The sequence below is a fragment of the Heyndrickxia sp. NPDC080065 genome (genome assembly GCF_050281185.1).
Taxonomy (GTDB): Bacteria; Bacillota; Bacilli; order Bacillales; family Bacillaceae_C; genus Heyndrickxia.
This window is the reverse complement of the sequence record NZ_JBNNWS010000002.1, coordinates 86,020-98,160: the sequence shown is the minus strand read 5'-3', so window position 1 is coordinate 98,160 and position 12,141 is coordinate 86,020. Positions and strand designations below refer to the sequence as shown.

The following is a 12,141-nucleotide window of genomic DNA, read 5'->3' as shown; positions in this document are numbered from 1 at the left end:
GTAGGCCAACAAAATATGGAATATATGCTAATCAAATTTCAATATGAAGAAAGGAACTCTGGGTTTCCATATAGAGGATTTCAAGGAATGGGTATATATATTTGTTTGTGTAAAATGAAAAGAGAGGGACAGTGGACCTGTCCCTTTGTCCCTACATTTGATTATTTGAAGAAATATATTTTTTATAGAGAATAAAAATTGTAGTTATTACTGCTGCTGTTAAAGAGATGATGATTGAAAAACGAATAATTTTTATTAAATAACTTGCAATAGATAAATGTTCGTTTTCATAATGATCACCTAAATACACCATTTCATCTTGTGAAAACAATAAAAAACCAATATATAGTCCACCAATAAATCCATAAATTACAGATTTTATTATGTTTTTTTCAATCATTGTTTCACCTCCCGTTTAATTATTTTCCAAATACATTATGAAAAGCAGAATTAGGGACGGGGGACCCGACCCTCTGTCCCAATCCTTTCGGGATGCGAGTATATATTAAGCTGATCCTTTCTAATAAATCCGACCATGGTGATTCCTAAATCATTGGCCAGGTCAATGCCTAGTGTGGTGGGGGCGGATTTTGATAGGATGATTCCGATGCCGATTTTGGCTACTTTTAGCAGCACTTCGGATGAAAGTCTTCCGCTAAAGGCAATGATTTTATCTGCACGAGGGATTTTTTCTCGGATACAGTATCCGTACACTTTGTCGAGCGCATTATGTCTGCCGATGTCGGTACGACTGATGATAAGTTCATCAGCTGTGCAGAGGGCGGCATTATGGACACCGCCCGTTTGTTTAAAATCAGTCGATTGGTTTTGCATGAAGTTCATAAGCTGAAAGCATTGCTCAATAGTAAGCGTCATTTTGCTTGTGATCGTTTTCGCTGTTCGAACATCATTATGAAAATAAAACTGTCTGCTTTTCCCGCAGCATGATCCGATAAAACGTTTCGAATAAAAATCTTTGTTAATTGATTGCTTATTCTTTAAGCTGACATGGGCAAAGCCAAGGTTTTCATCAATAGAAAGGGATTCAATCTCAGAATGTAAGCGAATCAGTCCTTCTGAAGCAAGGAAGCCAATGACAAGTTCTTCAAGGTGGGTAGGTGTGCAAACCATGGTTGCAAATTCCTCGCCATCAATAAAGATCGTTAACGGGTATTCTATAGCGATCTCATCCTCGACAGGAGATATTGTTCCCCCATTATATTTGATGATTTTATAGGGATGTCTTACATTGTTCATCGTATCCACCTTCTTTTCATTCAGGAAAAGTGTAGAAAAGAAATCGGCATTGTCACCGATTCGTTAGCCAGTTTCCATTTCAAGATCTTCAATTCGTTTTTCAATATATTTCGTATCCTTGTGTGCATGGAAGGTTTCCGCTTTTTCAACGATTACCGCAGTGTTGTATTCAGGTATTCCAGCATATTTTTCATAGACTCCCTTTGGAATAAGGACGTTTCCTTCAGGCCAGAAAAGAAGAAGATTTCCTCTTCTCGTATCCGCGTATTTTGCTCGACCGTGGAAATAACCGTATTGGTTGTAAATGACAATTGCTTCGCCTTCATGAATATTTAATTCTATGGCATCCTCTTCATGAATTAATACATCATAACGGTCAGCACCATTAAAAGAATCTGTTTCATTATAGATCATTGAATTAAATTGTTTTCCGCGACGAGTCGTTACATAAAAGTGTCCTTCTGGCTTACGTAATTCGGGGATTTCAATACTGAGTAAACTTCCACGGCCATCCTCGGTCGGGCAAATCCCATCTTCACATAACCAGGCGCCGCCCCATTGAAATACATCACCTTTTTTATTTAAAAATTGAATTCCATCATAATTCGGGTTGGCGATCGCAATTTCTTCACGAATTTGTTCCGCTTTAGTAAAATTCATTAATTCCTTTGTTTCCGGTTTGATCCGTGCTGCTAAATCAACGTAAATCTCCCACTCTGAACGGGCTTCCTCAATGCGCGGTCCCTTTATTTCAGGTGAAAAATAGACCATCCGCTCCGTAGAGGTAGAAGTTCCCCCTCCAGGCTGTTCATATCGTGTCATTGCTGGTAAAACAATGACTTCTTCTTTAGCCTCTACAAGGGTAGAAGTATTAAAAATAATATCTTGATGGACACGAAGCTCCACATTTGATAAACAGTTTCTTACAAATGCTGGATCAGGCATTGTTTCTAAGAAGTTCCCTCCAGAAGTGTAAAACACCTTTAACTTCCTTTCATGATCTTCGGGAAGCATAGCATTTTCGATCGTAACTCCAACAATATCTCCCTGCCATTTAGGAATGTCAAAACGCCATATTTTTTCAAGTCTTTCGATGTTTTTTGCATCGAAATCACCGCCAGGTAATACAAATGGATCAGCACCCATTTCACCTGATCCTTGAACACCGGAATGACCGCGAATCGGCATTAGGCCACAATGCTCACGCCCGATAAATCCGCGGAGCATCGCCAAATTTGCCACCTGTGAAATATTATCCGTCCCAAAACGGTGCTGTGTTAATCCCATTGACCAGACGAAAACGCCACTTTTTGCCTTTGCTAACATTTGTGCAAATTCATACATGCGTTCTTTTGATATTCCTGAAGATTTTTCTAAAAGGGTCCAGTCCTGTTGTTCAACATGAGCTTTCAATTCTTCTAACCCATTTGTATGCTCCTCTAAAAATTGGTGATCGATGGCCGAACCTTTTTCGTTTTCCTCCATTTCAAACCAATGCTTCATTACTCCATTCATAAAAGCAATATCTCCACCGATATTGACTTGATAAAAGTCATCCGTAATCTTTGTCCCGAATAAAGCGGAATCAGGAATCGAAGGAACCCAATAGCCGTCCATCGCTGGTTCACGATAGGGATTAATACAAATAATTTTCGTCCCTTTCCGCTTAGCCGCATACATATATTTCGTTGAAACAGGCTGATTATTCGCCGCGACAGACCCCCAGAAAATTAGAACATCAGTACCAATCCAATCCTGATAATTACAGCTGGATGCACCAATTCCTAACGAACGCTTTAAAGCAGTTTTACTTGGCGAATGACAGATTCGGGAAGCATTGTCAATATTATTCGTTCCTAAAAAACGTGCCATCTTGCCTGCTGTATAGTAAACCTCATTTGTAATCCCTCTTGAAGTTAGGAAGAAGGCAAGCTGCTTAGGATCGATCGTCTTAATTTTTTCAGCTATACGATTTAAAGCTTCATCCCAGGAAATTCGGGTAAATTTATTTTCTCCTTTTTTCCTTGATAGGGGGTAGGGGATCCTTCCTAGCTTCCTTAGTTCTACACTACTAAACTTCCTAAGTTCTTCTATGTCACTATGAATAATTGATTCTTCTATTGCCGGCATTGTATTTAAACGAAGCACATTTAAGCGTGTCGTACATAAATGAGGCCCAGTTAATGTTTGGTCATAGAGGCCTCCGACTCCAAGTGCACAGCCATCGCAAACGCCTTGTGTTAAAATTCGCGTTGCATACGGGAGATTATCACGGTTCTCCCAAACGACTTTCATTGTATCGCGAATATGCTTTGGCTTTATTTTCCCAAGTCCAAAAGGAATAGGGCTCACCCAGAGCTTAGGATCAGGCATTTTTGGCAGCTTTATCGGTCCTTGATGCTTTGTTTTCCCCATTTTGATCACCGTCCTTATTTGAAAAAGATCGATTTTATTACCAATATTTTATCAGGAAAACGCTTACATAACAATTTATCTTCTGTAAATTCTGAATTCATGGAAATAAACAAACCACTGGTCGCTTATGATCCAGTGATTCTTATAAATTATTTTTGATACGACCAAAGTATGTACCATTTATCTTTTTCTTCTACAACAAATACATCTTGATGGATAGTAAAAACCCCAAACTGACTTTGAAAGGTTTGGGTAACAGGTACTTGAAACACATTTTTAAACTTTGGACTTTCTTTTGAAAATGTCCAGCTATTTAAATGGTTTGCTTTTCCTACAGTATAGGCAAACGTTTTTACACCAAAATCCTGCATAAAAACATGTGCCCGCTTTTGAATATAGGCCTCTTGTGTAAACTTTTCCTTCATCAATGGATGAAAGAGAGTCCATGATCCGCCAAAATTCCCCGACTTTTCATATTGATAAAATTCATCTACTAAACTAGTTGCCCGGTTCTTTGATGATTGCGAAAAGATGACATATAATAATAGACATAGCAGTATGAAAATAAAGGAAAAAACAATCATTTTCAATGCAGGATTCCGTTTTCTTCTCATACATTCATCACCTGCTAAATTTTATGCTATTAAAAGTAGAATTATTACGGGCAGGAGGGTTTCTAAAAAAACGAAACTAATTAAAAAGAAATTCGTCTAATAAGTAGCCCTTCGAAATAAAGTAATAAGGCTCTTTTCGTTGACTTTGTTGCATTCAGTCCTATAAGTAGACTGTAGATATAAACCTATAATAAATATGTAATGAATAGAATTTACGAAAAGATGCCCCGACCACTATATTTGTACGGATATATTTTTTATTCGAATAAAAGTAATCTATGCGAATATAGCTATTAATTAAGACAACCTTCAAAAATTTGAAGGGCTATTTGAGACTTAAAAGGAGTAGAACATAATGTTAAAACGAATAAGCAAAATTGTACTGATTGCTGTATTTCTTTTAGGAATAGGCATGAATAGTGTTGCTAAAGCCTCTAGTAATGATAATAGTGATAGTATTAATGAAAAGTTTGGTGCTCCAATTGTCGTTTATGGGGAAAAATTATCACCAGCTCAGAAAGCAAAAACAAAAGAGCTTCTCGGTGTTACGGATAGCAGCCAAGTGAATGAGATTACAGTAACGGTTAATGATCTTGTAAAGTATATTAATGGTGATCCACATTCGAATTTATATTCATCAGCAAAGATAACAAGAAAAGAAAAGGGGCAAGGGATTTCGGTTTCGATTGTTACTCCTGAAAATATCACAGAAGTAACGGACGAAATGTATGCGAATGCCTTATTAACAGCTGGTATAGAGGATGCTAGCGTTGAAGTTGCATCCCCAGTAAAGGTAAGCGGACACTCAGCACTTGTTGGAATTTACAAGGCTTATGATAAAAGCGGCGGAGACCTTAATAAGGATCGGATGGAAGTTGCTAACGAAGAGCTTGGCTTAGCAACAGAGTTAGCGAAGAAAGATGGAATGGATCAAGAAAAGGTTACACAGCTGTTAACAGAGATTAAACAAGAAATTGCTAATCAGAAGCCTGCAACAAAAGAGGATATCGAAAAAATTATCGATGAAAAGTTAAAATCATTAAAAATCGAATTAAGTCCCGAAGACCGTGCACTCCTAGTAAAGTTATTTGATAAAATGCGCAATCTTGATATAAATTTTGATAATGTGAAAAAACAGCTAGGTGACATTACAAGCGATATTAAAAAGAAACTTGAAGATGTTGCGGGAGACAAAGGTTTTTGGCAAGGAGTAGCAGACTTCTTTAAGAAAATGTTCCAAGCAATTGCAGACTTCTTCGGAAACTTATTTGGATAGAAGTATATACTGATAGAGAATAAAAAACAGTTGGTCTCAGATTTGACCAACTGTTTTTTGTATTCAGTTTTTTAGTATAAAGCAATAAAGTTTGAAGAATGATCTGTAAAATATCTCATAATAACTTCATAGTTCAATCAACTGATTTATTTGTAAAAAATAAGTAATAAAAGGAAAACTGTACTATCTTTCTATGTAAAAATAATGGATAAATTCTCAGAAATTAGTAAAATATTCTCCCTATATTCAATTTTCAACAAATTTTGAATAAATTATTGACAAATAATTTAAGATTACTGTATATTTTGATATATCATAGGATAAAGAATTGAGTGAATTTTTTATCTATGATGTGGTCCACATGTCTGTAGCGCTTTCAATATTAGATTGATAGCTGGATGTTTCGTCTGACGAAAAACTTTTCGAGGAAAATTTCTCGAATTTCGGAATACAGATGGAATTATTCTAATAGTTTTATATTGGGCATGTTGACTCATATCTTTTAAAAAAGAAAAATATAGGGGGGAAAGAGCTTGAAGAAAAAGTCTTATTTTTCATTTTTGACGGTTTTTCTAGCAGCAATGTTAATGCTAGCGGGATGTTTTGGTGGAGAAAAAGCATCAGACAGTCCAAGTAATGGAGATAACGGTAAAAAACCAGAAGAAGCTAAAACACCAAAAGTATTACATTTAAACAATACTGAAGAACCTGGTGCGCTTCATCCAGGGCTTGCACAAGGGACGCATGACTCTTGGATTTTGGAAGGAACATTTGAAGGGTTAACGAAGAAAACACCTGAAGGTAAAATCGTTGATGGTATGGCAAAGGATTGGGAAATTAGTGAAGATGGGTTGACCTATACATTCCATCTTAAAGATGACATGAAATGGTCAAATGGTGACCCTGTTACTGCACAAGATTTCGAGTATGCATGGAAATTTGTTTTAAATCCTAAATCTGCTTCCGATTATGCTTACCAGCTTTATTATGTTAAAGGTGGAGAAAAGTATAATAGTTACAAGCTAACGAAATCAAAAGATCCTAAAAAATTGAAAAAACAGGATGAAGAGTTAAAAGCACTTGAAGATCAAGTAGGGGTTAAGGCAAAAGATGACAAAACTTTAGAGGTCACTCTTGCAGAAGCAACTCCATACTTCCTAGATTTAACTAATTTCTATACCTACTATCCAATAAATAAAAAAGTACAGGAAGAAAATCCAAAATGGTACACAGAAGCATCAACATTTGTTTCTAATGGAGCATTCAAGCTAACTGAATGGAAGCATAAGGAAAGCTTGAAAATCGAAAAGAACGAAAACTACTATGACAAAGATAGCATTAAGTTAGATGCTGTAACATTTGCAGTAATTGATAATGAAACTACAGCCTACAATATGTACAATAGCGGTGAATTGGATCTAGTTTATCCGATTCCACAAGATGTTTTACCATCACTAGAAGGAAGTAAAGCATTCCACAACGGACCAGATTTAGCTACTTATTACTACAATTTAAATAACAAAGTAAAACCATTCAATAATGTTAAAGTAAGAAGAGCATTATCGTTAGCAATTGACCGTAAAGCAATCGTTGAAAACGTTGCTCAAGGTGGTCAAAAACCGGCGTATTCTCTTGTACCACCAGGTATCCCTGAAGGAGATAACGGTGATTATCAAGAAAATGGTGGAAATCTCTTCAGTGAAAACCTTGATGAAGCGAAAAAGCTTCTTGCAGAAGGGTTAAAAGAAGAAGGCATGAAAGAAATGCCTAAGCTCACTCTAGTTTATAATACAAGTGAAGCACACAAAAAAATTGCAGAAGCTGTCCAACAAATGTGGAAGAAGAATTTAGGAGTCAACATTAAACTTGAAAACGTTGAGTTCCAAGTGAAAATTGATCGCGAGCATGCAGGTGATTTCCAAGTTTCACGAGGTGGTTGGAGTGGTGACTATGTTGATCCAATGACATTTATGGATTTATTCGTTACAGGCGGACCATATAACGATGCAGGATGGAGCAATAAAGAATATGACAAATATATAAATACTGCAAAAACTTCTATGGATCCGGAAACACGCATGTCAGCAATGCATAGTGCTGAGAAAATTTTCGCAGAAGAAATGCCAGTCGTTCCAATCTATTTCTACACTAAACCATATGTTTTAAAAGAGAATGTAACAGGTGTGTTTACACCAATCAACAAATACCCTCAATACATCTATGCGGATATTGAGAAATAAAAAACAAATAAAGCAGTAGGTATGCCTAAATGGCATACCCTGCTTTTTCTTAAGAGAGGGTGAAAAATATGTTGAAATATAGCTTAAAACGTTTATTTTGGGCTGTTATTACGCTTTGGGCTGTTATTACAATTACTTTTATTATTATGCATAGTATTCCGGGAAATCCATTTGCTAAAGAGGGAACCATGCCTGAAGCAATCCTTAATAATCTGAAAGCTCACTATAATTTGGACAAGCCAATAATTGCTCAGTACTTCTTATATATCAAAGGAATATTGCATTTTGATTTTGGACCGTCTATTAAATCTCAATCGATTACCGTAAATGATTATATTAAAAATGGCTTTCCGATCTCTTTACATTTAGGTTTACAGGCAATGATTATTGCGATACCATTTGGCCTTTTATTGGGAGTCATAGCAGCGATGTACAAAAATCGTTGGCCAGACTATGTGTCTATGATATTAGCAATCATTGGCATCTCTGTTCCAAGTTTTATCCTTGCAACTATATTAATTAACTATTTCGCTGTTCAATGGAAAATATTCCCTGTTGCTACATGGAAATCATGGTCACATACGGTCTTGCCTTCTATATCATTGGCAGTAACACCTATGGCTTATATTGCCAGATTGATGCGTTCTAGTATGCTTGAAGTACTCAGTCAGGACTATATTTTGACAGCAAAGGCAAAAGGACTGGGAAAGAGCATGATTCTTATTAAGCACGCAATTCGAAATGCTATTTTACCAGTTACAACGGTTTTAGGGATATTACTTGCTAATGTAGTAACCGGAAGCTTTATTATCGAGAATATCTTTGGTATCCCGGGAATGGGAGAAATGTTTGTAAAAAGTATATTCAATCGTGATTATCCTGTTATCCTTGGATCCACCGTTTTCTATAGTGCCATACTAATCTTTCTCATTTTTATTGTGGACATTGCCTATACATGGATTGATCCAAGAATTAAAGTGACAGGGGAGAGTAAATAATGGCAGATATCAAATTTACAGAAGAGATGTTTTTACAAGCAGAGGATAATTTTAAAGAGGCGGAAAAAATTTCTCGTCCGACAACATCTTATTGGGCAAATGTATGGAGACGATTGAGAGCAAATAAATTAGCTATAGTAGGCTTAATCATTATTTTTCTCTTAGTTATTATGGCGATTATTGGTCCACATTTAAATGGCTATAAATATGATGAAATGGACTTTACTACTAAGAATGTAAAACCAAATGCAGAGCATTGGTTTGGTACAGATTCTTTAGGAAGAGATTTATTTACCCGCGCGTGGTCTGGTGCAAGAATCTCATTATTTATAGGATTAGCTGCAGCTGTTATTGATTTTGTTATTGGAGTTTTATACGGAGGAATATCTGCTCTTAGAGGTGGAAGAACCGATAATGTGATGATGAGAATTGCTGAAGTTTTGTATGCGATTCCATATTTATTAATGGTTATCTTAATTATGGTTTTATTTCCTGAAGATGGTCGTGGAATGATATCAATAATTGTTGCGATGACCATCACTGGATGGATTCCTATGGCTAGGCTGGTTCGTGGTCAGGTTCTACAACTTAAACAATTTGAGTATGTTCATGCATCGGAAGTGTCAGGCGGCAAAACATCTTGGATCTTAAGAAAGCATATGATCCCAAATACAATGGGACCAATTCTTGTAAATATTACATTAACTGTTCCGACAGCGATATTTGGTGAGGCAACATTAAGCTTCCTTGGCTTAGGAATTCCTGCTCCACAGGCTAGCTGGGGTACATTGGCGAGTGATTCACTGCAAAGTATCCTTGTTGGTAACTTTTATCAGCTTGCGATTCCGGCAATTTTAATTTCGTTAACCATGTTTGCCTTCAATGTCTTCGGAGATGGGCTAAGGGATGCACTTGATCCAAGATAAGGGGTCAAATATGTAGAAGGTTGTTTTCGTATAGATTGTTGCTTTTCGGATAGATATCCAGTCTAGAATAATTATGTGACGTGCTCTTTTCCCTATACAATAAGTCTTTTATTCAAACTGGAAGATAAATAGAATCGTAAAAATCCTACTAGATTTTTACTTGATTATAAATAGCAGCAATGTTTATGAAAAGAGCCATGTAGAAAAGGAGGATCACCATGGGTAATTTACTAGAAGTGAAAGACTTACATGTTTCCTTTGGGACCTATGCTGGTGAAGTCCAAGCGGTTCGAGGAGTTAGTTTTGAAGTGAAGCAAGGGGAAGCAATTGCAATAGTAGGAGAGTCGGGATGTGGGAAAAGTGTAACGGCCAAATCGATTATGAAACTACTATCAACTCCGCCAGCCAAATATAAAAGTGGATCTATTTTATTTAATGGTACCGACCTCATTCCAAAGAACGAAAAGGAAATGCGGAGGATTCGTGGAAATGACATCAGTATGATCTTTCAGGATCCAATGACTTCATTAAATCCTACAAGTAAGATAGGAAATCAAATTATGGAGGCGATCCTGCAGCATAACAAAGTTTCCCGTAAAGAAGCATGGATGGTAGCGAAAGAAATGCTCGAATTAGTAGGGATTCCACAACCAGAAAAAAGATTGTCTCAATATCCGCATGAATTTTCAGGTGGAATGAGACAAAGGGCAATGATCGCCATGGCACTTGCATGCCGTCCTAAATTGCTTATTGCCGATGAACCAACAACTGCATTAGACGTGACGATTCAAGCACAAATTTTAGAGCTAATGAAGGATTTGCAGAAAAAAACAGATACTTCAATTATATTAATCACTCACGATCTAGGTGTCGTCGCTGAAATGTGTAATCGTGTCATCGTTATGTACGCTGGGAAAGTGGTTGAGACAGGAACTGTTGAAGAAATTTTTGAAAATCCACAGCATCCATATACTAGAGGACTATTAAAATCGATGCCAAGATTAGACATGGATAAAAATGAACCACTTCTTCCAATTGTCGGTACACCACCAGATTTATTAGAGCCACCGAAAGGATGCTCATTCTATGCAAGATGTGAGATGGCAATGAAAATTTGCAAGGATTATTCACCGGAACTGGAAAATGTCGCAAAAGGACAAACGGCTGCCTGTTGGCTTCACCATCCAATGGCTTCGATGAAAAAGGCCAGTGGGAAATAAAAAGGAGGAGATTTAGATGAATTCGAACACAATTGAAGCCAACAATACGAACAAGACGAGCACTCTTACTCCTCTTATCCAAGTCAAACATCTAAAGAAATATTTTGGTGCTGGCAATAATGCTTTAAAAGCAGTAGATGATTTGAACCTAGACATCTATCCGGGAGAGACTGTTGGACTTGTAGGTGAAAGTGGTTGTGGAAAATCCACAGCTGGACGAGCAATCATTCGTTTATATGAAGCGACTGAAGGTGAAGTGCTCTTTAACGGTAAAAATATTTACGAGAATAATAGAAGTGAAATGGCAGAAGTTCGTAAAGAAATTCAACTTATATTCCAAGATCCGTATGCTTCCTTAAATCCACGAATGACCGTAGAGGAGATTATTGGTGAACCGCTTAGCATTCATGGAGTGTTAAAAGGGAAAAAGAAACATGAACGTGTACTTGAGTTATTAAAACTAGTAGGCTTGAATCCGGAGCATATCAACCGATTCCCACATGAGTTCAGTGGAGGTCAGCGTCAACGGATTGGTATTGCTAGAGCACTAGCTTTAAATCCGAAGTTCATAGTTTGTGATGAACCAATATCCGCACTAGACGTATCAATTCAAGCGCAGGTTGTTAATCTACTAAAAGAGCTACAGAAAAAAATGGGGCTAACATACTTGTTTATTGCTCATGACCTTTCGATGGTAAAATATATTTCCGATCGTATCCTAGTAATGTACTTAGGAAATATGATGGAGCTATCTGAAAGTGAAGAATTGTATCAAGAGCCTCTTCATCCATATACACAAGCACTGCTTTCGGCAGTTCCAATTGCTAATCCAAAGCTGAAGAGGGAGCGAATTGTCCTTCAAGGAGATGTTCCAAGTCCAATCAACCCTCCGAGTGGATGTGTATTTAGAACACGCTGCCAGCATGCAATGGACATCTGTGCACAAAAGAAACCAGAATGGCATGAAGCAAAACCTGGCCACTTTGTCAGCTGCCATTTATATAATAAAAAATAAAAACTTACCAAAGGTAGAGGAAGCTGAGAAGATTCTTGATTTGAATCTTTTCAGCTTTTTTATTATCGCTCGAATGAGGAAGATCCAAGTCGGAAAAGCTGAAGGATGTACCTCATACCCCACGAATGAGGTAGATCCAAGTCGGAAAAGCCAGAAGAAGTCCCACATAACACTCGGATG

The 12,141-nt window shown here is 37.1% G+C and carries 10 protein-coding genes; 6 read left to right on the top strand and 4 right to left on the bottom strand.

Annotation, left to right across the window (positions count from 1 at the left end):
- Positions 1-151: 151 nt before the first annotated feature.
- The 4 genes from ACQKP0_RS02640 to ACQKP0_RS02625 all read right to left on the bottom strand — a co-directional run bounded on the left by ACQKP0_RS02640 (position 152) and on the right by ACQKP0_RS02625 (position 4,286).
- The gene (locus tag ACQKP0_RS02640) at positions 152-400 is read right to left on the bottom strand and encodes a hypothetical protein (protein ID WP_427404249.1); all 249 of its coding nucleotides are present in this window, start codon (positions 398-400) and stop codon (positions 152-154) included.
- Positions 401-450: 50 nt separating this feature from the next.
- The gene (fdhD, locus tag ACQKP0_RS02635; protein ID WP_427404248.1) at positions 451-1,257 is read right to left on the bottom strand and encodes a formate dehydrogenase accessory sulfurtransferase FdhD; all 807 of its coding nucleotides are present in this window, start codon (positions 1,255-1,257) and stop codon (positions 451-453) included.
- 63 nt (positions 1,258-1,320) lie between these two features.
- The gene (locus ACQKP0_RS02630; protein ID WP_427404247.1) at positions 1,321-3,672 is read right to left on the bottom strand and encodes an FdhF/YdeP family oxidoreductase; all 2,352 of its coding nucleotides are present in this window, start codon (positions 3,670-3,672) and stop codon (positions 1,321-1,323) included.
- A gap of 149 nt (positions 3,673-3,821) precedes the next feature.
- On the bottom strand, positions 3,822-4,286 hold the full coding sequence (locus tag ACQKP0_RS02625) for a hypothetical protein (protein ID WP_427404246.1): 465 nt from the start codon (positions 4,284-4,286) through the stop codon (positions 3,822-3,824).
- A gap of 355 nt (positions 4,287-4,641) precedes the next feature.
- Here ACQKP0_RS02625 and ACQKP0_RS02620 point away from each other — a divergent pair, with 355 nt between their 5' ends.
- From ACQKP0_RS02620 to ACQKP0_RS02595, 6 genes are all read left to right on the top strand, one after another.
- Positions 4,642-5,562: a DUF1002 domain-containing protein gene (locus ACQKP0_RS02620; protein WP_427404245.1), complete on the top strand. Its 921-nt coding sequence runs from the start codon at positions 4,642-4,644 to the stop codon at positions 5,560-5,562.
- A 533-nt stretch (positions 5,563-6,095) separates the two neighbouring features.
- Complete coding sequence (locus ACQKP0_RS02615) at positions 6,096-7,802, top strand: peptide ABC transporter substrate-binding protein (protein ID WP_427404244.1); 1,707 nt, start codon at positions 6,096-6,098, stop codon at positions 7,800-7,802.
- A gap of 68 nt (positions 7,803-7,870) precedes the next feature.
- Positions 7,871-8,800, top strand: a complete 930-nt coding sequence (locus tag ACQKP0_RS02610) for an ABC transporter permease (RefSeq protein ID WP_427404243.1) — start codon at positions 7,871-7,873, stop codon at positions 8,798-8,800.
- Positions 8,800-9,726, top strand: a complete 927-nt coding sequence (locus ACQKP0_RS02605; RefSeq protein ID WP_427404242.1) for an ABC transporter permease — start codon at positions 8,800-8,802, stop codon at positions 9,724-9,726. Before ACQKP0_RS02610 ends, ACQKP0_RS02605 begins: the two co-directional genes overlap by 1 nt.
- A 218-nt stretch (positions 9,727-9,944) precedes the next feature.
- Complete coding sequence (locus ACQKP0_RS02600; protein WP_427404241.1) at positions 9,945-10,946, top strand: ABC transporter ATP-binding protein; 1,002 nt, start codon at positions 9,945-9,947, stop codon at positions 10,944-10,946.
- 16 nt (positions 10,947-10,962) lie between these two features.
- Positions 10,963-11,961, top strand: a complete 999-nt coding sequence (locus ACQKP0_RS02595) for an ABC transporter ATP-binding protein (protein ID WP_427404240.1) — start codon at positions 10,963-10,965, stop codon at positions 11,959-11,961.
- The last annotated feature ends 180 nt before the right edge of the window (positions 11,962-12,141 follow it).

Coding starts and splice junctions, on each gene's coding strand:
- ACQKP0_RS02640 (WP_427404249.1), bottom strand. CDS start 400: ATGATTGAAAAAAACATAATAAAATCTGTAATTTATGGATTTATTGGT.
- fdhD (WP_427404248.1), bottom strand. CDS start 1,257: ATGAACAATGTAAGACATCCCTATAAAATCATCAAATATAATGGGGGA.
- ACQKP0_RS02630 (WP_427404247.1), bottom strand. CDS start 3,672: ATGGGGAAAACAAAGCATCAAGGACCGATAAAGCTGCCAAAAATGCCT.
- ACQKP0_RS02625 (WP_427404246.1), bottom strand. CDS start 4,286: ATGAGAAGAAAACGGAATCCTGCATTGAAAATGATTGTTTTTTCCTTT.
- ACQKP0_RS02620 (WP_427404245.1), top strand. CDS start 4,642: ATGTTAAAACGAATAAGCAAAATTGTACTGATTGCTGTATTTCTTTTA.
- ACQKP0_RS02610 (WP_427404243.1), top strand. CDS start 7,871: ATGTTGAAATATAGCTTAAAACGTTTATTTTGGGCTGTTATTACGCTT.
- ACQKP0_RS02605 (WP_427404242.1), top strand. CDS start 8,800: ATGGCAGATATCAAATTTACAGAAGAGATGTTTTTACAAGCAGAGGAT.
- ACQKP0_RS02600 (WP_427404241.1), top strand. CDS start 9,945: ATGGGTAATTTACTAGAAGTGAAAGACTTACATGTTTCCTTTGGGACC.
- ACQKP0_RS02595 (WP_427404240.1), top strand. CDS start 10,963: ATGAATTCGAACACAATTGAAGCCAACAATACGAACAAGACGAGCACT.